Raw genomic sequence first — 21,377 nt, forward strand, 5'->3', positions numbered from 1 at the left:
ACAATATTCGATACTCATCTTATAATTCATCTTTCTCAATATGTTTCTTTAATTTCTCGCTTTATTTTTATGGAAGATTTTTCTTATTATGTTACGATTAAACAGAATCATTTGAAATAAGGTGGTGACAATTTGAATTATTTTTCTTATCTCTCCTTAGAAGAACGTCAAAATTTTTTCTATAAAGAACCTCTTAGTTTTTCAAAAAATATAGAGAAAGAGCAATTAGCGTACGCATTAGGTGCTACACTATATACTCCTGGCACGAAAGAAACGATCGCGGAAGATATAATTAGAAAAAAACATGTGGAAGCTACCTCGATTATTTTTTGTCTAGAAGACTCTATCAGCGATAAGGAAGTAAAGTTTGCAGAGCAAAATATCGTCTTTCAAATACAGCAAATCGCCAACTTGGTCAGTGCTAACATACTAAATCAAGCAGACATCCCCCTTCTTTTTATTAGAGTTCGACAGCCAAGTCAAATGAGGACAATTGTTACTGAATTAGGTAGTGCGGTTCATTGCTTATGTGGTTTTGTCTTTCCAAAATTCACACCCGTTAATGGAAAGTCTTATATCGATCAGCTTGCCTATATAAACAAGCTATATTCATTATCCCTTTATGGAATGCCGATTTTAGAATCACCAGAAATTATGTATAGAGAAACACGTGTAGAATCATTGTTACAAATAAAAGATCTACTAGATTCCTATCGTGATTACATCTTAAATGTACGCATTGGTGCTACTGATTTTTCAAGCATATTTGGTATTCGGCGTAATAAATACACCCCTATCTATCATATTACTGTTGTTCGTGATTGTATTTCCGACATTATTAATATTTTCTCCAGAGCAACAAATGGATATGTTATTTCAGGATGTGTATGGGAATATTTTTCTAATGATTACAAAGAAGGGCTCATTCAAGAGGTATCGCTTGACCATGCAAATGGATTAATCGGAAAGACAGTCATTCACCCATCTCATATTAAAGTTGTACAAGCAATGCACATTGTTACAATGGAAGATTATTTAGACGCAAGGTCAATTTTACAACATGCAAATACGTATAACGGAGTGCTAAAAAGCAGTTTTGCTAACAAAATGAATGAAGTAAAGCCCCATTATAACTGGGCTCGCAAAACCATTTTAAAATCTAATATTTACGGGGTGCTACATGAAAACAAACAATTCACCGATCTCCTTATTACAAACGCAAAACAACACGTATAACGTTTTGAATAATATAAAGGTTCATGTAGAAGTACGTGATAATCCATATAACTTAGAGTTAGACAATCTTTTTCAAATGGCTGCGAGGATCAATAAAAAGCGGAGTTTTTTATTTGTAAGTACAATTCTTGGAAAGCATCTTCCTATTAAACCTGCAGTCTCTCTAGCAAGTGGATTTGCTCTCGCTGCAAGATATATGGAAATACTACATAATACTTTTCATCCATTTCAAAAAGAAATTTTAAATCTTATTTCATTAGAAATTGATAAAATTCCAGAGGAAGTATTTCGTTATCAATATCCCTTACAAGAAGAAGTGTTATTTATCGGATTCGCTGAAACAGCAACAGCACTTGGCCATTCTATGTTTCAATGCTTTCAAAATGCAAAGTATGTACATACAACTAGGGAATCGATACCCAATCTCGAATCTGTCATTACATTTGAGGAAGAACATTCCCATGCAACCTCACACCGTTGTTATGTAGATAAAAGCTTTTTTCAAAACAACAATCCAATTGTTCTCGTAGATGATGAGATGACAACTGGGAAAACCGCACTAAATATTATCAGGTCTATTCAACAGCAATTTCCACGAGAAGAGTATACCATCGCTTCGTTATTAGACTGGCGTTCTAATACTAATAGAAGACAATTTAAACAACTAGAAGAAGAACTTCAAATAAAAATTCATGTTATTTCTTTATTAGAAGGCCGCATTCACCCAACTGGCCAGCCATTGAATATTACAAAAACAGATACTCATATTGAAAAAACAAAACCTTATTTCAAAAAACATACGATTATTTGTCCGGTATTATCCTATACATCAAATTATATAAAATATACTGGACGCTTTGGCATTTCATCCTATGAACAAAAGCACATTCATTCTTTTGCTCAAGAAGCAGGAAAAATGTTACAAAGAAAAAGAATTGGAAAACGAACACTCTGCCTCGGAACGGGTGAGTTTATGTATATTCCAATGAAAATTGCTGCTGAAATGGGTGAAAATATTTTATATCAATCTACAACACGAAGCCCTATCCACCCTGTTTCAAATGATGTGAACTACGCCATTCATAATCATTTCTCGTATCCAAATCCCGAAGATTCTACTATTACAAATTACTTTTATAATATTTCACCCCATGAATACGATGAAGTATTTGTGTTTATGGAACGTGATGTAGGAGAAGAAGCCTTATCGCCTCTTCTACAGCAGTTACAAACAGTTATTCCTTGTATTCATATCGTCTCATTTTCAAATAGCATAGAAAAGGAAGGTTGATAATTATGGTAAAGGTAAATTCCCATATTAGTAGTTACGATCCAAATGATGCTATTTTTCTATTAAAAGATATTAGCGATTTAATGAAAGAAAGTTCCACAGAAACGAGAGAACAAGCCATTCAAGCTGGCATACATTATTCTGAAATGTTACCAACGGAATATAAACCATCTAAAGCATATATGGATTTATTCTTTTCTTCCCTGCAACATTACAAACACAAACTAGCCATCGCTGTCGGAGTTGTCGCTGAACAAATTATACAGACTAAAGGAACGAATCTCGTCCTCGTCTCATTAGCGCGTGCTGGTACACCTATTGGTATTCTTATAAAACGCTACATACGCTATCAATATAACCTTGATGTACCTCACTATTGTATTTCTATTGTTCGTGGACGCGGCATCGATGAAAATGCACTTCACTATATTTTAGAACATCATCCTAAAGAAACAATTCAATTCATTGATGGCTGGACTGGAAAGGGTGCAATAAAAAAGGAATTGGAACAGGCAGTACATACATTTAACGAGAGAAATAATACACACCTTTCTCATTGTATGGCTGTACTTGCTGATCCCGGTTACTGTACTTCAATTTACGGTACACGCGAAGATTTTCTTATCCCTAGTGCTTGCTTAAATGCGACCGTCTCTGGACTAATTAGCCGCACTGTACTAAATGACACCTATATTGGCCCAAATGATTTTCATGGTGTTAAATATTATAAAGAGCTAGAACAAGAAGATTTATCAAATTTCTTTATCGATGAGATAACAGATTTATTCCCTTCTGTTCATTCTCATATAGATAATCAATTACATTATATTGCTTCAACATACACCGATCCATCTTGGCAAGGATTAAAAGATATACAATCTATCCAAACTCACTTTGAAATTGATGATATTAATCTAATTAAACCAGGAGTCGGTGAAACAACTCGCGTATTACTCCGGAGAATACCGTGGAAAATTTTAATACGAAAGCAAGACACTCCTGATTTAAGGCATATTTTACTTCTCGCTAAAGAAAAGAATGTCCCTGTTGAAATATATGAGAATATGACTTATTCATGTTGCGGACTCATTAAGCCTCTTAGGGGGAATACGATATGATTTTCGCCAGTGATCTTGATCAGACACTTATTTATTCCCGTAAATCATTTCGTGCTCATATAGAAGATAATTCAATTCAGCCCATTGAAACTTTAGATGGAAAAGAAATTTCTTTCATAACACATAAAACCATTTCACTACTAATAAAATTGCAACTGCATTCATATTTTATCCCAGTTACAACAAGAACGATTGAACAATTTCAACGTATTACTTTATTCCAAAATGAAATCATTCCTAAATATGCCATTACAAGTAACGGCGGTAATATCCTTCATAACGGTAAGCAAGATGTTACTTGGAACAAAGAAATAAAAAAAAGAATTTCAGTAGAATGTATAGAGAGGAACGATATACTAAAGGAATTTGAACAAATCGCTCATAAAGATTGGGTTATATCACAAAAAACGGCTGATGATTTATTCCACTATTGCATCATTAAACGAGAGAACATTCCTTATGATGAATTATCATCCTTCACTTCCTGGTTAGACAAACAGGGCTGGAATCATTCACTTCAAGGTAGGAAACTATACTTTGTACCAAAACCAATTAACAAATGGGACGCCGTGCAATATATACAAGAAATACTACAAATGGATACTATTATTACAGCTGGGGATTCTTTACTTGATTTATGCATGCTTGAAAAGGCGAACTATGCCTTCGCGCCACTTCATGGTGAATTAGGGGCAACATATAATCATTTACAACCCCATATTGTAAAAACAGATGCAATCGGCATATATGCCGCAGAAGAAATCGTAAGTAAATCACTTCAAATCATTCATAGTTCATTACCTACCTCATAATTAAAATATGCACAATTGCATACGCGCACCTATGAAACAAATGGTACAATGTATTCGAATCGCTGTTGCTACACTTCTTGATCAAAGAAAAGGCGTTAAAACGGATATTAGCGCCTTATCAAACTCAAGCAATTGGCACATTTTGTCATCTTGAAAGACACTCGAAAGAGTGTCTTTTTTTCTATACCTTACAAGGACTTACTCATTTCAAAGCATAAACACATAAAATAATGTAACTCTTTACACACATGAATCCCTTTCTAAAAGTTGCGAAGTAGACTCAAAATAAAAAAGCACTCTTGGCTAGAGTGCTTTTTACTTTCAAACAAGGAGGTTACATAATATGGATAGTACTCTCGTATTTAACTTTGGCATTGGTATTGTCATCATTTTATTTGTTTTCTTTGTTCTTTGTATGAGCGGAGTATAGAAAGGCGATTTTTGGCGTCTTTTTATACATATGTATTATTTGACTTTCACAAAAGAAGTAACCATAATAGTTACATGATTAAAAACTACTCATATATCCACAAATAGGAGGAAGAACAATGAAACATGTAATCGTTTATGCACACCCAAATACAGAAAGCTTCAACCATGCGATTTTAGAAACGGTAAAAAGTGAATTAGAAGAAAAAGATCATGAAGTACGCGTTCGCGATCTATACGAGTTAAACTTTAATCCAGTATTAGGCGCTTCCGATTTCATCTCATTTTCTCAAGGCAACATACCAGACGATATTAAAGAAGAGCAAGAGCATATCTCTTGGGCTGATAGCATTACATTCATTTATCCAGTTTGGTGGGCGGGACTTCCTGCTATTTTAAAAGGATACGTTGACCGTGTGTTTAGCCACGGATTTGCTTATGCTTACGGTGAAAACGGCATTGAAAAATTATTAAGCGGTAAAAAAGGATTATTACTATCTACAATGGGCAATACGAAAGAAGCATACACAGCAGGCGGTATGTTTGACGCAATGAAGAAAACAGCGGATGTTGGTATTTTTGAATTTACAGGCATTGAAACAATTGAGCACACATTCTATACAAGTGTTCCTTCTGTGGATGATAATGTGCGTAAACAATACCTTGAAGAAGTTAAAGATGTTGTGAATCGTGCATTTTAATAAAAAAACTCCGGCTTTAACAACCGGAGTTTTTCATTTCATCATTAATTTCGGAATATACCTTTGAAGAATGCTTTCTAATTCATTCATATCTTCCTGTCTAATAAGTAAATTCACATTATCATTCATTTTTTCTCGCCCACGATATAAAAATATATTTTCTTTTGGATTTTCCCATGTTGATGTTTTATAGCCTTTCAATTCTTCGTATGAATAAAAGTTTAATCCGTCTACTACACCTTTTTCATATATTTGTACACTTTTAATAAGATGGATGGCTATTAAAGTCATAAAACAACTTGCTACAGCATGAATACCTAGCTGAATGAAAAACTGTTCAACTGTATCAATATCGCCACTTACATACCGAGCATATATATACATACATTGTCCAATGAAATACGCTGGTCCAAGTAACGCAATCCAACGTCTTTTCACCCGAGGATACATTGAAATCAGTTTTCCTGCGCTTTTTTTCATTTCATTTATTTTATATATTTTCCATAGAACAAAAAACAAAACACATAATGTAAAAACAAACATAATACATGACATCCAGTACATTCTTATTCTCTCCCCCTTACATCATTACATTTAAATTTTACATTTTATATACTTATAGTACATATGCAATTATGCATAAAAAAACAGGTAACCTCTTCCGGTTACCTGCATTTCATTACATCTTCTCAATCCACTCCGTCAAGTTATGCACAACTTGCGTTGGTTGTACTTCATATTCTGTTAACTTCTCCACAGTTGTGACTCCAGTGTGGACAAGAAGCGTATGCATGCCAGCATTTACTCCCGCTAAAATGTCTGTATCGTAGTTATCCCCAACCATTAATGCTTCATCTTTTCCTATACCAAGCACTTTTAGCGCTTGTTCCATAATGATTGATTCTGGTTTTCCGATAAAGATTGGATCCACACCTGTTGATACTGCTACAACTGATGTTAATGAACCGTTTCCTGGTAATAATCCGCGCTCAGTCGGAATGGCAATGTCTCCATTTGTGGAAATAAACGTTGCGCCGTTACGCACAGCAAGACACGCCTTTGCTAATTTTTCATATGTGATGTCACGATCTAAACCGACAACAACGAAATCAGGATTTTCATCCACAAGTTCAAATCCTTTTTCCACAAGTGCATCATGTAAACCTTCTTCACCAATCATATATACAGTTGCATCTTGTTTACGTTCATAAATGAAGTTCGCTGTCGCCATACTCGTTGTGAATACTTGCTCTGCTTTCGCTGGAATATCAAAACGAACAAGTTTTTCTGCCACTTGTTCTGGTTTACGAGTTGAGTTATTTGTAACGAATAAATACGGAATACCGCGCTCTCCTAATGCTTTTACGAAGTCGCTCGCTTCTTCAATTTGTTCTTCTCCCCGATACATTGTACCGTCTAAGTCAATTAAGTAACCTTTATACATCGATTATGTCTCTCCTTCTATGCTAACGTTCTCACCTTATCATACCACTCTTATATTACCCGCTTTTTACAAAGAAAAAAACGCTTTACCTTAAAGCGCCCCATAACGTTCATTTTTTCTCTTTTATTTGGTAAGAACAACTACAATCGCCCTCGCACATGTTTGCTAGCGTTTTCACATCTGCGTTCGCAAATAAACGATTATACATCTCTTTTTCATCTTCACACACTTGCGGGAATCTCTCTGCAATTTCCTTTAACGGACAGTTTTGTTTTTCAATTACGAAAGAGTTCTCTCCGTCTCTCTTAATTTGAACCATATAACCATTTTTCTCTTGCATAGCTGCTATCTCTTGCACTTTATATGCTAAATTCTTTTGATTACTCACTCGCTTTTGCAATTGTTCTTCCATTCGCTTTGTTCTCTCTTTTAAAACGTAACGAAGTATTTTTTCATCGCCCATTCGCGCTAAATCTTCTAGCATATCAATTGCAAATTGTTTATACTCTTTCGGGAATGTATCTTCTCCCTTTTCGCTTAATCCATACAAATAAGTTGGTCTTCCGACATGTTGCCTTACCATCTTGGAATAGATGAAACCATCTTTCTCAAGATTACTTAAATGTCTTCGAATTGCCATTTCTGTAATCTCTAAAATTTCAGCTAGTTCCGCTACCGTGTGCTCTCCTTTTACTTTCAACAACTGTACAATTTCATCTTTCGTCGTACGTGCTTCCCCCATGCTTCACCCTTCTCCCTCACATACAATATAAGACCCCCAAAAGGCATTCTCTGGGGATCTTATAAGCATAATTATTCTGGTACAAATGCAGATACAGGTCCTAATTCCTTCTCTAAATAACTACGAATATTTGCTGGGTATTTCTCTACCACTGCAATGTGTTTTTGAATCGTCTTATATAATTCATCATGATTCATTTGAATATAATCTTGCGTAAGCATTTTTCGAAGAAGGATAATTTCTTTCATCCCTTGTCCATCTTTTGCACTTATCACTCGCTCGTCCATTAAAATATCGATAATATCTTCATAACTTCCTGGGTCGCGCATAATAAATCCATCAATCATCGCATTCCCTACATCTAATACAGAATCAATAATAAGATGGGCTATGCGTTCTAATGCGTAAAATTCAAACTCGGTTTCATATATCTTTTTCTCTTGAAATGTACTTGTTGCTCGTTCTAAACATACTAGCATTTGTTCTATTTTCTTTCTGTCTACAAAATACATGAATGTCACCTACCTGGAAATTAAAGCATTTACATTTTAATTGTAACGCTTTCTTCTGAAAAAATCGACAATTTTTCGAATTCACCTTTTCTCCGTTATTTGTTATAGTTATATTTGTATGATTTTTGAAATTGGAGGAATGGAATCTTGGAACGTGAACTCGCACTAGAAATTGTCCGTGTAACAGAAGCAGCAGCATTAGCATCCGCACAGTGGATGGGCCGCGGAAAGAAAAACGAAGCAGATGATGCAGCAACTACAGCAATGCGTGATATGTTCGATTCAGTAAACATGGCAGGTACAGTTGTAATTGGTGAAGGAGAACTTGATGAAGCACCGATGTTATATATTGGTGAAGAACTAGGAACAGGTAACGGTCCAGAAGTAGATATCGCCGTTGACCCATTAGAAGGTACAAACATCGTTGCAAAAGGTCTTGCAAATGCAATGGCAGTTATCGCAATCGCAGATAAAGGAAACCTTCTTCATGCTCCTGATATGTACATGGAAAAAATCGCGGTTGGTCCAAAAGCAGCTGGTAAAATTAGCTTAGATGATCCAATTGAAAAAACAATTGAAATTGTAGCAGAAGCTAACAATAAAAAGATTCGCGATCTAACAGTTATCGTTCAAGAACGTGAACGTCATCAAGATATTATCGATCGTGTTCGTGCAAAAGGTGCACGTGTAAAATTATTTGGTGACGGTGATGTTGGTGCGTCAATCGCAACAGCACTACCTGGAACAGGTATCGACTTATTCGTAGGTATCGGCGGAGCTCCAGAAGGTGTTATTTCTGCAGCAGCATTAAAATGTCTTGAAGGTGAAATGCAAGCTCGCTTAGTTCCAATGAACGAAGAAGAAGAAGCTCGTTGTCGTGAAATGGGATTAGAAGATCCTCGTCAACTTCTAATGCTAGAAGACTTAGTATCTGGTGATGATGCAATCTTCTCAGCAACTGGTGTATCTGCTGGTGAGTTATTAGACGGCGTGAAATTCCTAGGCGGAGATTTAGCTGAAACATACTCTATCGTAATGCGTTACAAAACAAGAACAGTACGATTCATTAAAACGCATCACCATTTAGATCATAAGCCACACTTAAACTTAGATATTTAATAAAAGGAGCCATGTGTATGGAAGAACGTTTCTTTCTGTACGACGACACTGTCGCTACAAAAACTCGTTTCGTTAGCTTTATGGGAGAAAATGAGCGTCATGATTTAGCGCTATTATACTCCGATCGTCATTACGGTAAAACAATTGTCCTTGATATGCAGCGTAATAAATTCGCAATCATCGGCGCTGACGATTTAAACGAACCAGGCTACTTAGAGCACGCATTTTCTATGACTGAAGAAATTGCAGAAGAACTACGCTCATTTTTATTTGAACTTATATAATTTATCTTAGGCACCAGCTTTTTAGCTGGTGCTTTTCATCAATAGAGTTTTGAATTTTCAATCTTTTATGTTATAATGAAGAATAAATCTATTTGGATAGAAAGGACGTTATCTACGTATGCCAACATCTACTTTGTAATGGACCAGCAATTGGATAGCATTACTCTCAAAAAAGCACCGTGCTTTTTCAAGGGAGTAGTCTGCCCATTCCCATTACAAAGGAACGTATTGCATCTGTAGTATGATGTTTACGGAGGTTCCTAAGGGAACCTCCTTTTATTTTTGTCTTTTATTTTTGTCTTTTCCTCATGTCTTCATACTACAAGACATCCAAATAGCTGTATTACGTTCCTTTACCACTACTATAAGAGGTGAAGGAAAATGCAGAAAGTACAACTTTCTTGGAGCTTATATGAAAATGAACAAGGTACAATTGAAAAATATTGTAAAAATTGCAGACGCACTACCCTATTTACTGACACAAATATTCGTAGGCATAATGCCAACGGAAAAAACATATACCGCTTTGCCATTTATAAATGTCCGAAAGATCATACGTGGAATCAAAAACTTCGTATTTATAAAGCATTTACTGATCACGTTGAAACAGTCGATATGACGCAGCAGGATCAACCAGAAACAACTACTACCATTTCCATTACACAACATAAAGAAAACGGCATAGCCGAAATCACGATCGTACTAGATATCGTTTTCGGTTCACACCGAATCGATAAAGCCTTATCCACATATATTTCCGACTGGAGCCGTACACGCATTGTGGATAAAATTAAAAATGGGGATATTCAATTGAACGGACAACAAATGAAACCAAACGCAATACTTTCTGAAGGCGATTCTATTTCAATTTGTTTGTGAGCAAGTAAAAAAATCCTCTTACAATCGTAAGAGGATTTTTTTACTTCTTCACTTTTCGTAATACGAAGTGTGCACAACCAAAGTTACAGTACTCGTATAAATACTCCGTTAACGTACTAATTTTCGTATCATATGTCGCACGCTGGTTACTATCATCAAAGAATCCGCGCAATCTAAGTTGCTCATAACCCCAGTCCCCAACGATGTAATCATATTTATTTAAAATTTCTGCATAGCGCTCTTTAAATGCTTCTTCACTAAAACCGTCACGAAAGTTTTTAATTACTTCGTACTGAACATTATTAATGCTCACCGTAGCATGAATCTCTTGCTTTTGCTCCATCATTAACTTCCTCTCTAAGCATTCTTCTTTTTATCGTATCACAAAGCATACCAACCAACAATTTCAAATACAAAAAATTGAAAATTAGTGCATGCTATGGAGAAGGAGGTGATACATCGTGAAAAAACAAATTATACTTTCTCTTCTCACTCTTTCCTTATTTGCAGGCTGCCAATCAACGAATAAAGCCGAAATGGAACGTGAAGAAGGAAGTCGTGTTCTTGTTTCCAATAAAAACGACATGTATCATACGGAAAATACAAATACACGGCTTACAAGAGTCGGCTATTCATCTAAACAAAAGCATGAAGTATCTAACAAACAAGTAGGAGCCATTAACCGTGAGAAAGTCGCTGAAATGATTACAAGTATGACAGTCAAACTTCCTGACGTTACAAACGCTGCTACACTCGTTACCGATGATGAAGTATTTGTTGTATACCGTGCAAACACAACAGATCCAAAACTCGTAGCGGATCAAGTATATAGAGCTGCTTTGTCCATCGTCCCTCGCTATTATAAAGCATATGTATCAACAGACCAAAAGTTGATTTCTCAAATTCAAGGCCTTCAATCTGGTGCCTTAAATGATACAGAATATACACAGAGCCTCGATATGTTAAAACGTGAAATGAGCAAAAATCCTCATTTGAACAATACGGGGGATCAGACTTTGAATGATATGATAAAAAAATAAAGAAGGTGGAGAAAACCTCCATCTTCTTTATTTTTTTACTATTTCTTACGATTTGCGTAAACCTCCATCGCATCACACATAAACTGAGCTAATCCTTCACCAAACTTATCGATATTTTTCGTAAAGCGCTCATCAGCGACGTACATTTGACCAAGTCCTTTAAAAGCATCTAATGAATATTCACCGAAGTTTTGCAAGTAATTGTACCATACTCCAATTGCTTCTTGTGCCTCTTTAGAATCTGGTGCGCCGTGTCTAAGCGCCGCTAAGTTTCTGTAAATCGTATTAAACTCTTCTTGATTGTCTTTTGACATACCTTTCGCATATTCATTCGCTTTATCTACAGCTGCGTCTCCCCATCTTTCACGCGCTTCTTCTTCGTACGGATTATGGCTGAAATCGAAGCCTTCAAATTTCTCTTTGTTCGTCATTTCAATCTCTCCTTTTGTATGCTGAATTGTCTTATCAATCGTCGCAATCACTTTATCTAACCGAGCACGCTTTTCAAGAAGCATTTTTTTATGAAGCTGCAGTGCCTCTTTCCGGTCAAATGATGGACTCATGATAATGTCTTTAATTTTCTTCAAAGGGAAGCCTAGTTCTTTAAAAAATAAAATTTGCTGCAATGTCTCTAAATTTTCATTGGAATACAGACGATATCCAGACTCTGTCGTCTCGTCTGGGGTTAACAACCCAATTTCATCGTAATGATGCAGTGTGCGCACACTAATTCCAACTAAACTAGCTACTTCTTTTACCTTCATTGTCATGTGTATCTCCCCCTTAATACATACGATAAAGTATGACGCAACGTTAGAGTCAATAAGTAAATTCATTATTTGTTAAAAGTTTCATCTCCACTATATTTCATGCATAATAGATATGTACATATATTAGAAAGCGGTGAAAGTATGGTTTCAAATACTGTAATTGCCAGCATCATATTTCAACTCGTTGTTTCGATTCTGGTCCCAATTATTGTACTCGTTTATTTCCGTAAGAAATACAATATTAATTGGAAAGTAGTCGGCGTTGGTGTTCTTATCTTTATCGGATTTACCCAAATTCTCGAAACACCATTCCACCTATTTATGCGCGGTAATCCAGCAATCGCTCCAATTTTAGAAAATCCATTTGTCTTCGCACTTTATGGGGGACTAACTGCTGGTATATTTGAAGAATTAGGACGCTTCGTTTCCTTCTTCTTCCTACTAAAAAAATATCAAGAATATAAAGATGGCTTTGCTTACGGAATAGGTCACGGCGGCATTGAATCCATTTTAGTTGGCGGATTCTCTGCATTCCAAGCACTTATATTTGCGAATTCAATTAACAATGGTAGCTTCGCTCAAATGGTTGAAAAAATGCCGGAGCTAAGCCGCCTACAGGACATGTTAATTCAGCAACCTGCCTACTTATATTTCCTTGGTAGCTTAGAAAGAATTATGGCTCTCGTGCTGCAAATCGCCTTTACGATGCTTGTTTTATACGCAGTAAAACAGAAGAAGTATATCTTCCTTGTGTACGCTATACTATTCCACGCACTTGTAGACTTCTTCGCGGCACTTTATCAAACGAAAACAATTAACATCTTTGTTGTAGAAGGAATTACCCTTCTCTTCACAATCGGTGCTATCATTCTTATTCGTAAAATGAAAGAGAAATTAATGAGTGTGCCGGAATAAAAAATAACCCGCCAATTGGTGGGTTATTTTTTATATGGATTATCATAGTGATGATAACTTTTGCCACTTTGCAGCTCCTTCTTTGTTTCTGCATCTATAACGATGTACTTGTGTAACTCTTCTACTTCATTTTGAGAAAAGGAAGCGAAAAAATAAACTTGGCGATCAGGGTGAACAAAAGCATCTTGAAGCACCACTTCACTCCGACAACCCACGGCTGTTTTTTGTAGAAAAGAAAGTTCTTCATCAGGGACTTCTTTAAATAAGATCTTTTTTCGAACACTATACGCTGCATTATTGTATTCTTTATACATTTTCTTATCTAACTGTTCGTAAAACACATCTTCGCTCACAAATGACTTATTTCGATTACTTGGATAATCTATTTTTTGATTGGATTGTGCATATGTTGTGGACATTTGCGTAAGAAAACAAATAATGAATACGGTATATATCATTTTTTTCATCATTGCACCTCAATTTTTTATTATCCACATTACTTTTCCACATGCTTAGATCATTATGTCGTTTCCAATAAAAAGGAATTTTTTCCACATTTGTCGAAGTATATAGCGTCAACTTGAAAGATGGGGATGAATTATGAAGAAATTGATTGTAATACGACATTGTTCAGCAACTGGACAAGAACGTGATGCCGAATTAACGACCGATGGAAAAAAACAAGCAAACACCCTTGCTACATTCCTTTTAGAAAACCAACTACAAATAGATCATATTATTTCAAGCCCATTTGTGCGAGCTATCGATTCTATTCGGCCCTACGCGTTCCAAGCTAGCTTACCTATCCAAGAAGATGAAAGATTAGCTGAACGCATATTAAGCAACGTTCCAATGGACGATTGGATGCAAAAACTAGAATCTACTTTTACAAATATAGATATTGCCTTTTCAGGCGGAGAGTCGACAAAACAAGCAACGGACCGTGCTATATCGCTTATCCAAAACGTTTTAAAATTAAACCATACTACAACACTACTCGTTACACATGGAAACTTACTTACGCTCATTTTAAAGCACTTTGATCATACGATTGGTTTTCATGAATGGCGAGCTTTAACGAATCCTGATATGTACGAAATTACAATTGATGAACAATGTAGCCTAAAACGATTATGGACAGCACCGTCCAAGTAATATCTCTTTCCAACACATTCAGTTGACGCCACGAGAAGAAACTGTACTAATAATAGAAAGGGGTATCACTCCATATGTACGAAGATGTACTTGCTTTACTACATAAAACAAATGTTTCTTATGAAAAATTCGAACACGAACCAGTACTCGATTATGAGACAGACCGGATCGTACGCGAGAGGCTTGGCTTACAAGGTACTCCAAGTAAAAGCTTATTTTTAAAATCAAAATCCGGAAATTATTACGTCTTTTTTACGTTAGAAGGAACTCGGCTCAACCGAGGAGAGATGAAAGAAATAACGGGAGAAAGCTTATCCCTCTGTTCACCTAATGAGCTAAGGGAAGAAACTGGTTGTACGCCAGGATGTGTAGCTCCTTTCGGTTATTCACAACATGTAGCGATTATTGTGGATAGCGCTATTTATACGTACGATAAAATTTTAATTACACCCGGTGTACCTGAATTTACAATTGAATTATCCACAGAGGAATTAAAAAAAATTTTATTAACATGTTCAAACACTGTTTTAGAGTACAAACAAAAAGAGAGCTAATCATTAGCTCTCTTTTTTCATTATTTTGCTTCTGCTGTGTTTTCTTTCGCAGAACGAACTTGCTCGTCCGCATGATAAGAAGAACGCACAAGTGGGCCAGCTTCACAGTGGCTAAAGCCTTTGCTAAGTGCAATTTCTTTTAGCTCTGCAAATTCTGCTGGTGGGTAATATTTAAGAACTGGTAAATGCTTCTTAGATGGTTGTAGGTATTGTCCAAGAGTTAAAATATCCACATTGTTTGCACGTAAGTCATCCATTGCTTCAATTAAATCTTCTCTCGTTTCACCTAAGCCCACCATAATGCTCGATTTAGTTGGAATATCAGGCTGCATTTCTTTTGCTCGACGTAAAAACTCTAATGAACGATCATATTTTGCTCTAGCGCGAACTCGGTCAGATAATCGACGTACTGTTTCAATGTTATGGTTTAAAATATCTGGTTTTGCATCCATTAACATTTTTAAGTTTTCTTCTACTCCACCCATATCAGATGGTAATACTTCGATTGACGTAAATGGATTTTTACGACGTACAGCGCGTACTGTTTCAGCAAAAACAGCTGCTCCACCATCTTTTAAATCATCACGTGCAACCGCTGTTATAACAACGTGCTTTAAGCCCATTTGTACTACAGAATCTGCTACGCGTTCTGGCTCTTGTAAATCAAGCTCAGTTGGTAAGCCTGTTTTAACCGCACAAAAACGACAAGCACGTGTACAAACCGCACCTAAAATCATAAATGTTGCTGTTTTTCTTACAGCCCAGCATTCATGAATATTCGGACATTTTGCTTCCTCACAAACTGTATGAAGATTTTTAGAACGCATCATTTTCTTTAAGCCTGTATAGTTTTCATTCGTGTTTAACTTAATTTTCAACCATTCGGGCTTGCGCTTATATTCTGTTTGTTTTGTCATGGTTATCAACTCCGCACAATATGAAATAGTTTACCGTGTTCGCTTCTTTCAATGTAACATATCTATTCTAACGTATGAAAGCGATTTGCTCAAATGAAGATTCTAAGATTTTTTCCAATCGTTCCCTATAATGAAATACTCCGTATATCCCACACTAAAAAGAGTGATGATGTGAAAGGAGTCTATTTCATGCTTCGAAAAATTTCTCTTTTGCTTTCGATTTGCTTTCTTCTCCACCAAAACATCGCTTACGGTGAAGATAATCAGCAAAGCATATACGAAAAGCGCATGGCACTATATAAAGAAACCGAGCAATCTTCAGGCATTCCGTGGTATTACTTAGCTGCAATGGATCAATACGAAAGAAATATACGGAGCGTAAGAAAAGATATTCCGAAAAAACCAGATGCCATCATTTCCCTTTATTTCAAACCAGAAATATGGGCTGGACCTGTTAATGGTAGCGACACTCTCCCCCATACAATTGCTCTATTTGGCGGATTAGGTTTAGATGGTGACAAAGATGGATTTGCAAATGCAAATAACGACCGTGATCTTTTGCATACAGCAGCAACAATTTTAAAGAAACAAGGAACGTCAGAAGAACGTATTAAAATCATGCTCTGGGAATATTATAGACGTGCAAAAACAGTTGATTTAATTACCGAATACGCCCAAATCTATAAACATTATGGACGTATTAATTTAGAAGGAAATGCTTTCCCTCTCCCTATTCGCAGTGACCATAGCTACCGAAGTACTTTCGGCGCTGGAAGAAGTTTTGGAGGAAGAAGAGTTCATGAAGGAACTGATATCTTTGCAGGCTATGGCGTACCAGTAAGATCCACTTGCTATGGCATTATTGAAACAAAAGGCTGGAACCGCCTTGGCGGATGGCGCATCGGTATTCGTGACCTTCATAACAATTATCATTATTACGCTCACTTAGGCGGATTCTCAAAAGAAATACAGCTTGGACAAATTGTCGAGCCTGGAAAAGTAATCGGATTTGTTGGTAGCACCGGTTACGGTCCTCCCGGTACAGCTGGAAAATTCCCGCCTCACTTACATTTCGGCATCTATAAAGACAACGGTTATACAGAATGGGCTTTCGATCCATACATGCATTTAAGTCTATGGGAACGAAAAGAACGCGCGAATACAAAACGATAACCGTAGCACATTGCTACGGTTATTTTTTAACTATGGCTAACTACCCGTTTTCTTTTTATCAGGTACAAAAACACTTCCGCTTCCATAATACGTAGGCACTTCCCCTTGAACGATACGCGTCGCAATCGGAACATCTTGTTTTACTTTTATTTCTTTCGTATGAAATGGAATAATCACTTGCAACGTCACTTCCATCTCCATAATAATTTGAATCGCAGTCGTATTGATTCCGTGCGGCTCAATTTTTTGTTTAATATCCGTATTTACATGACCAATCGTTGTGAAATCAATTGGAATGTCGGGTCCTATATTTCCAAGAAGCGCATTATTTGTTACACGACCAAACGGAACTGCCATCGTTGCCCCAGTCTTTTCAGAAATACCTAGCCCCTTCAAATCACCTTGTTCTACTTGCTGTAAATATTTTTCTATGTATGTGGTCGTTGATGTTACAATTTCATTTACTTGTTTTGTATTCAAATTAATTGTGGATACTTTCCCGTTTTTATCATTTTGTACTTTCATTAATGAATCGACATCGAATCCTTCATCGATTCTATCTTTTAGCGCCTTCGTCATAACCGCTGTCGCCATTTTATGTGTCTCTACTTCTCCATATTTCATTAATGTCGGCTGAATGCTGCTATTCACAATCCATAATCCTTGCACGAGTAATATGACAAAAAGAATAAACGACATAAGCAGTATGTGCCGAAAGGAAATAGGTCCCCTTCGAAAACGCGAATTTTTCGAACGAAATATACTCATACAAAACCCTCCTTCTTATATCATTTCTATGCAAGAAGGAGGGACGATATATGCTTATCTCATTTTTAATAATGCTTCTTTTCCGATTGTGCCAGCCGTAATACCTAACGCTTCGGCTTCAATCGTTACTGATTCTAGCGGTGCTTCAAGAAGTTGTTCAATCGTTCTTACACCAACCGCGCGACCAGCAATAATACCTCGATCCCCTAACTTCTCATTTAAAAGACCTACATCTAATGCACCGCACATAATATATCCTTTATCGCTCATTACAGCTAGCAAGTTTGTCTTTGGAAGTTTGACGCTAACCGCAATAAACGTATAATTATCAATTATAATTGGCTCCACGTTAACCATAGTTCACACTCCTCTCTTTCTTATCTGTATGACAAGAGAAAAATGAGTGTTACAAGTTAACTAGCCTATAGTTTGACGGAAGATGTATGAGTTATTAACATGTCTGTTAACACATCTCTAAGTAGTTCTGGCATATAATATTGTTTGTCAGAAAGTGTGGATAGCTCTGGGTATAAGTAGCCGAATGTAAACATATCAATCGTTCCTACTGTATATATACGATCTAATTCCAGCGATTCCCCGTTAATTAATACATCTTCGAGTAAAATTTTATTCCCAGGAATCGTATCTGGAATGACTTCTATACCAGCGTAAATCATTTTCCCCATCACTTTCCCGCGGAATCCGAATCCTTTTACCTCAAGGTTCTCCATATTCGGGCGACGTGCTTTCAAGATCACTTCTCGTAACGTTTTCCCCGGCACTTTCAATAAACATGGATTAATGGGATGTGGACAAATTCTGTGAATATCTCCGCGCGTCACAACGCCTTCTTCTAATCCTTCAAGAAGTACACCAGCGTTCACCATGCCAATCTCTGCACCGCACCACGTTTTTAGCGCATTTGCTAACATGTGCGAAAATGCTGTCTCATGAAACCAATTAACCGGTAATGATTCCTTTAAATGAACGACAGGCTCTTCCATAATATGTTCACTTTCTTCCTGCAGCGCTTCAATTGTGGATAATGGTTTGTTATAAGCACCTAAACGTTCAGTCTTAATCGCTCTACCATCCTTTTTCAACAGCTTCTTCGTCTCTTTATCCACAGTAAGTTGAACGTGCCCAACGTAACGTCCCCACTTCTCACAACAGCATAGTAACGTATGATTCATAAGAACACCACGCTCAAATAAATGATGCGTATGTGCCCCTAAAATAACATCTATATCATACTGCTCCGCCATATGCTCATCCATGCTTTTTCCAAGGTGAGAAAGGACAACCGTTATATGAGCCTCATCTCTCACTTCTTCTAAAATAGACTCTAAATGCTCAATTGGATCTTCAATATGCCAATCTAACATTTGATAAAACTCTGGATACGCAACCGTTAATCCGATAAAAGCAATCGTAATCCCATCTGTCGTTGTATGTAATTTATAAGGCTTTGCCCACTCTGGACGTACCCCTTCTTTTTCAAATAAATTCGCGACAAGCACCTCAAATCCAGCATCATCATATAGACGATTCAAATGCTCCTTCGCTAACGTAATTCCTTCATTGTTTCCGATCGTTACATAATCATATAACGCCTCATTTAAAAGCTTCGTATTGCCAAGCCCATTCGTCGCTTCCGAAATACTATGAAAACGATCCACATGATCGCCGATATCTACAGTCAAAACGGTCTCTCCCGCTCCCTGTCTTCGCTTTTTCTCTCCTTGTACAAACCGAGAAATTTGCGGCCAATTTTCAAAATGACTATGTATATCGTTTGTATGATAAAGGTGGATAATTGTTTCTTTATTTATATTCAGAGAAAAAACCTCCTCTCAGTTCCTTACTGCCATTTACGCTACACGTACGCAATAATCCTGTAAATACTTTTCGTCTTTTCTTGCTATTTTACATTGTACTCGCATTGTGAGAAAAAGCAAAAGATTGCCCTTTTTCATATGAGAAACTTTCTTTTTTTAGTTGTTGGGTTAGTTGGTAGAACGGGGGGATTTGTCAGAAAGTTTGTTGAGTGTTTTACAAGGAGTTTGGTGGGGTTCCTTGTGGGGATTTGTCAGTATCTTAGCCTCAACTACTTCCATTCGGCCACTTCATGCATATCATCTAAATATTGAGGGGTATACGCCCGCTCTACTATGTCGTAATTTGTTGATAAATCGATATTCCTTGTCGAATCGTCGATATATTGAAATAATCGCCGATATATTCCGAGTTGTGATCGATATATTTGAAAAATCGCTGATATATTTCAATATATACTAGCAGGGGTATACTCATGCACATATACCTTGTAACACGACATATGTCGTGTTACAATCTCATTATAAGGTGGTGAACCATAAAATGGATAAAGAGATATTAAAAGGAAGTATTGATATTTTACTTCTCTCCATCATTAAACAGCATGATACGTACGGATATGAAATTATTCAAAAGCTAAAAGAAAACAGCAATGATTTATACACAATGAGCCAAGGTACACTCTATCCAGCACTCAAACGTCTGGAGCAAAAGGATTTAATCAATTCCTACTGGGGTGAATCTGAAACGGGTATGAAACGAAAATTTTATCGCATTACTACGAACGGAAAGAAAATTTTAGAAGAAAAACTAACAGCGTGGGATTCAGTTACAGCTCTTATTAAAACTTGTCAGAAAGGAGCTTTAAATTAATGACGATTGAAAAATACATAAAGAGTATCGTTCAAAAAACAAACCTATCCCAATCTGATAGAGACGAACTATACTTCGAAATTTACGATCATCTTACAAGTTTAAAACAAGAATTTCTCGATCAAGGAAAACCTGAAGAAGAAGCTACTGCATTAGCCATTCAAAATTTTGGAGAAGCCTCAACTTTAGGAACCGAAATTGAAAAAGCGATGCAATCTTCTACGCAAAAATATGTACAGTGGATTGGTTGGGGATTGTTTTTACCCTATTCATTTGTTTTATTATTTAAACTATTGCTCGGGAGGTCAGCTTTTTACTTTGGTAATCTGAAGTACTTCTTTGAAACAGGTGACTGGCATGCTATACACGGTGGGTTAATAAACTTAGTTCCTTTCAAAAGTACAATCCGCTATTTAACTGAATTTGATTCTTATAATCTAGACATCGTACTTATGAATACATTAGGAAACGTCATCATATTTATCCCATTCGGCTTCCTGCTACCTTTATTATTTAAACAAATTAACAATGTAAAAATAGCATCCAAAATTTTTATTAAGTTTATTTTATTAATTGAATCGTTACAACTCCTTACCTTTACTGGTGTTTTCGATATTGATGACATCATACTCAATATGCTAGGAGCTTTAATTGGGTATGGTTCTTTTGTTGGGATGAAGTATATTTGGGAACGTGTTAAATCTGTGGATAAGGTGGATACGATTTAGGTTCGGGGTATACGGCCTGTTCTTCCTGTCGTAATTTGTTGATAAGTCGATATTCCTTGTCGAATCGTCGATATATTGAAA

26 protein-coding genes are annotated in these 21,377 nt (G+C 36.5%); 15 read left to right on the plus strand and 11 right to left on the minus strand.

The window, feature by feature from the left end; all coding sequences use genetic code 11:
* Positions 1 to 132 precede the first annotated feature (132 nt).
* The 5 genes from AC0NJG_RS09765 (at position 133) to AC0NJG_RS09785 (ending at position 5,587) form a co-directional block, all read left to right on the plus strand.
* Positions 133 to 1,236 carry an HpcH/HpaI aldolase/citrate lyase family protein gene (locus AC0NJG_RS09765; protein WP_087954986.1) on the plus strand — a complete coding sequence of 368 codons (1,104 nt, stop codon included), beginning with the start codon at positions 133 to 135 and terminating at the stop codon, positions 1,234 to 1,236.
* Entirely contained in the window at positions 1,181 to 2,527 is a 1,347-nt protein-coding gene (locus AC0NJG_RS09770; protein WP_087995170.1) for a phosphoribosyltransferase family protein, read from the plus strand. The genes AC0NJG_RS09765 and AC0NJG_RS09770 overlap by 56 nt, the downstream gene beginning before the upstream one ends.
* 5 nt (positions 2,528 to 2,532) lie before the next feature.
* Positions 2,533 to 3,645 (plus strand): cysteine protease StiP family protein, encoded by a 1,113-nt coding sequence (locus tag AC0NJG_RS09775; RefSeq protein WP_087995171.1) that lies wholly within the window; start codon positions 2,533 to 2,535, stop codon positions 3,643 to 3,645.
* Positions 3,642 to 4,457, plus strand: coding sequence for an HAD family hydrolase (locus AC0NJG_RS09780; protein WP_474063009.1), 816 nt, complete (start codon positions 3,642 to 3,644; stop codon positions 4,455 to 4,457). The genes AC0NJG_RS09775 and AC0NJG_RS09780 overlap by 4 nt, the downstream gene beginning before the upstream one ends.
* A 548-nt stretch (positions 4,458 to 5,005) precedes the next feature.
* Complete coding sequence (locus AC0NJG_RS09785) at positions 5,006 to 5,587, plus strand: NAD(P)H-dependent oxidoreductase (RefSeq protein WP_087995173.1); 582 nt, start codon at positions 5,006 to 5,008, stop codon at positions 5,585 to 5,587.
* A 33-nt stretch (positions 5,588 to 5,620) separates the two neighbouring features.
* Here the strand turns inward: AC0NJG_RS09785 and AC0NJG_RS09790 are convergent, their stop codons facing one another.
* From AC0NJG_RS09790 to AC0NJG_RS09805, 4 genes are all read right to left on the minus strand, one after another.
* Positions 5,621 to 6,151, minus strand: a complete 531-nt coding sequence (locus tag AC0NJG_RS09790; protein WP_087954991.1) for an iron ABC transporter substrate-binding protein — start codon at positions 6,149 to 6,151, stop codon at positions 5,621 to 5,623.
* A gap of 115 nt (positions 6,152 to 6,266) precedes the next feature.
* Positions 6,267 to 7,031 (minus strand): TIGR01457 family HAD-type hydrolase, encoded by a 765-nt coding sequence (locus AC0NJG_RS09795; RefSeq protein ID WP_000276470.1) that lies wholly within the window; start codon positions 7,029 to 7,031, stop codon positions 6,267 to 6,269.
* A gap of 109 nt (positions 7,032 to 7,140) precedes the next feature.
* Positions 7,141 to 7,773: a helix-turn-helix transcriptional regulator gene (locus AC0NJG_RS09800; protein WP_000503352.1), complete on the minus strand. Its 633-nt coding sequence runs from the start codon at positions 7,771 to 7,773 to the stop codon at positions 7,141 to 7,143.
* 71 nt (positions 7,774 to 7,844) lie between these two features.
* Positions 7,845 to 8,285 (minus strand): DUF86 domain-containing protein, encoded by a 441-nt coding sequence (locus AC0NJG_RS09805; protein WP_087954992.1) that lies wholly within the window; start codon positions 8,283 to 8,285, stop codon positions 7,845 to 7,847.
* A 147-nt stretch (positions 8,286 to 8,432) separates the two neighbouring features.
* On the opposite strand from AC0NJG_RS09805, the gene glpX reads away from it, so the two are divergent.
* From glpX to AC0NJG_RS09820, 3 genes are all read left to right on the plus strand, one after another.
* Positions 8,433 to 9,404 (plus strand): class II fructose-bisphosphatase, encoded by a 972-nt coding sequence (gene glpX / locus AC0NJG_RS09810; protein ID WP_000439091.1) that lies wholly within the window; start codon positions 8,433 to 8,435, stop codon positions 9,402 to 9,404.
* A gap of 17 nt (positions 9,405 to 9,421) precedes the next feature.
* Positions 9,422 to 9,688, plus strand: coding sequence for a DUF3055 domain-containing protein (locus tag AC0NJG_RS09815; protein WP_000392606.1), 267 nt, complete (start codon positions 9,422 to 9,424; stop codon positions 9,686 to 9,688).
* Positions 9,689 to 10,069: 381 nt separating this feature from the next.
* Positions 10,070 to 10,567 carry a DUF1062 domain-containing protein gene (locus tag AC0NJG_RS09820; protein ID WP_087995174.1) on the plus strand — a complete coding sequence of 166 codons (498 nt, stop codon included), beginning with the start codon at positions 10,070 to 10,072 and terminating at the stop codon, positions 10,565 to 10,567.
* A 40-nt stretch (positions 10,568 to 10,607) separates the two neighbouring features.
* Here the strand turns inward: AC0NJG_RS09820 and AC0NJG_RS09825 are convergent, their stop codons facing one another.
* Complete coding sequence (locus AC0NJG_RS09825) at positions 10,608 to 10,910, minus strand: YutD family protein (RefSeq protein WP_000435943.1); 303 nt, start codon at positions 10,908 to 10,910, stop codon at positions 10,608 to 10,610.
* A gap of 118 nt (positions 10,911 to 11,028) precedes the next feature.
* Here AC0NJG_RS09825 and AC0NJG_RS09830 point away from each other — a divergent pair, with 118 nt between their 5' ends.
* A complete protein-coding gene (locus AC0NJG_RS09830) occupies positions 11,029 to 11,607 on the plus strand; it encodes a YhcN/YlaJ family sporulation lipoprotein (protein WP_000744038.1) in 579 nt (192 codons plus the stop codon).
* A gap of 38 nt (positions 11,608 to 11,645) precedes the next feature.
* Here AC0NJG_RS09830 and AC0NJG_RS09835 read toward each other — a convergent pair whose 3' ends face one another.
* A complete protein-coding gene (locus AC0NJG_RS09835) occupies positions 11,646 to 12,377 on the minus strand; it encodes a MerR family transcriptional regulator (RefSeq protein ID WP_000178117.1) in 732 nt (243 codons plus the stop codon).
* Positions 12,378 to 12,476: 99 nt separating this feature from the next.
* On the opposite strand from AC0NJG_RS09835, the gene AC0NJG_RS09840 reads away from it, so the two are divergent.
* Complete coding sequence (locus AC0NJG_RS09840) at positions 12,477 to 13,292, plus strand: YhfC family intramembrane metalloprotease (protein WP_474063010.1); 816 nt, start codon at positions 12,477 to 12,479, stop codon at positions 13,290 to 13,292.
* A 23-nt stretch (positions 13,293 to 13,315) separates the two neighbouring features.
* Here AC0NJG_RS09840 and AC0NJG_RS09845 read toward each other — a convergent pair whose 3' ends face one another.
* Entirely contained in the window at positions 13,316 to 13,759 is a 444-nt protein-coding gene (locus tag AC0NJG_RS09845) for a hypothetical protein (protein WP_087954996.1), read from the minus strand.
* A gap of 133 nt (positions 13,760 to 13,892) precedes the next feature.
* On the opposite strand from AC0NJG_RS09845, the gene AC0NJG_RS09850 reads away from it, so the two are divergent.
* Both AC0NJG_RS09850 and AC0NJG_RS09855 read left to right on the plus strand, forming a co-directional pair.
* Positions 13,893 to 14,447: a histidine phosphatase family protein gene (locus AC0NJG_RS09850; RefSeq protein WP_087954997.1), complete on the plus strand. Its 555-nt coding sequence runs from the start codon at positions 13,893 to 13,895 to the stop codon at positions 14,445 to 14,447.
* A 74-nt stretch (positions 14,448 to 14,521) separates the two neighbouring features.
* Positions 14,522 to 15,001: a YbaK/EbsC family protein gene (locus AC0NJG_RS09855; RefSeq protein ID WP_087954998.1), complete on the plus strand. Its 480-nt coding sequence runs from the start codon at positions 14,522 to 14,524 to the stop codon at positions 14,999 to 15,001.
* A 20-nt stretch (positions 15,002 to 15,021) separates the two neighbouring features.
* On the opposite strand, the gene lipA is transcribed toward AC0NJG_RS09855, so the two are convergent.
* Entirely contained in the window at positions 15,022 to 15,918 is an 897-nt protein-coding gene (lipA, locus tag AC0NJG_RS09860; protein WP_000166370.1) for a lipoyl synthase, read from the minus strand.
* Between the two features lie 189 nt (positions 15,919 to 16,107).
* Here lipA and AC0NJG_RS09865 point away from each other — a divergent pair, with 189 nt between their 5' ends.
* A complete protein-coding gene (locus AC0NJG_RS09865; RefSeq protein ID WP_087995175.1) occupies positions 16,108 to 17,091 on the plus strand; it encodes a M23 family metallopeptidase in 984 nt (327 codons plus the stop codon).
* 36 nt (positions 17,092 to 17,127) lie between these two features.
* On the opposite strand, the gene yunB is transcribed toward AC0NJG_RS09865, so the two are convergent.
* The 3 genes from yunB to AC0NJG_RS09880 all read right to left on the minus strand — a co-directional run bounded on the left by yunB (position 17,128) and on the right by AC0NJG_RS09880 (position 19,697).
* Complete coding sequence (gene yunB, locus AC0NJG_RS09870; protein WP_087955000.1) at positions 17,128 to 17,859, minus strand: sporulation protein YunB; 732 nt, start codon at positions 17,857 to 17,859, stop codon at positions 17,128 to 17,130.
* Positions 17,860 to 17,913: 54 nt separating this feature from the next.
* Complete coding sequence (locus AC0NJG_RS09875) at positions 17,914 to 18,216, minus strand: YunC family protein (protein WP_000248463.1); 303 nt, start codon at positions 18,214 to 18,216, stop codon at positions 17,914 to 17,916.
* A 65-nt stretch (positions 18,217 to 18,281) separates the two neighbouring features.
* On the minus strand, positions 18,282 to 19,697 hold the full coding sequence (locus AC0NJG_RS09880; RefSeq protein ID WP_206766604.1) for a bifunctional metallophosphatase/5'-nucleotidase: 1,416 nt from the start codon (positions 19,695 to 19,697) through the stop codon (positions 18,282 to 18,284).
* A gap of 541 nt (positions 19,698 to 20,238) precedes the next feature.
* Here AC0NJG_RS09880 and AC0NJG_RS09885 point away from each other — a divergent pair.
* Together AC0NJG_RS09885 and AC0NJG_RS09890 are read left to right on the plus strand one after the other, a co-directional pair.
* Positions 20,239 to 20,568, plus strand: a complete 330-nt coding sequence (locus AC0NJG_RS09885; protein WP_000356633.1) for a PadR family transcriptional regulator — start codon at positions 20,239 to 20,241, stop codon at positions 20,566 to 20,568.
* Complete coding sequence (locus tag AC0NJG_RS09890) at positions 20,568 to 21,296, plus strand: VanZ family protein (RefSeq protein ID WP_474063011.1); 729 nt, start codon at positions 20,568 to 20,570, stop codon at positions 21,294 to 21,296. Before AC0NJG_RS09885 ends, AC0NJG_RS09890 begins: the two co-directional genes overlap by 1 nt.
* The last annotated feature ends 81 nt before the right edge of the window (positions 21,297 to 21,377 follow it).

It is taken from the genome of Bacillus sp. SSR7 (assembly GCF_055902415.1).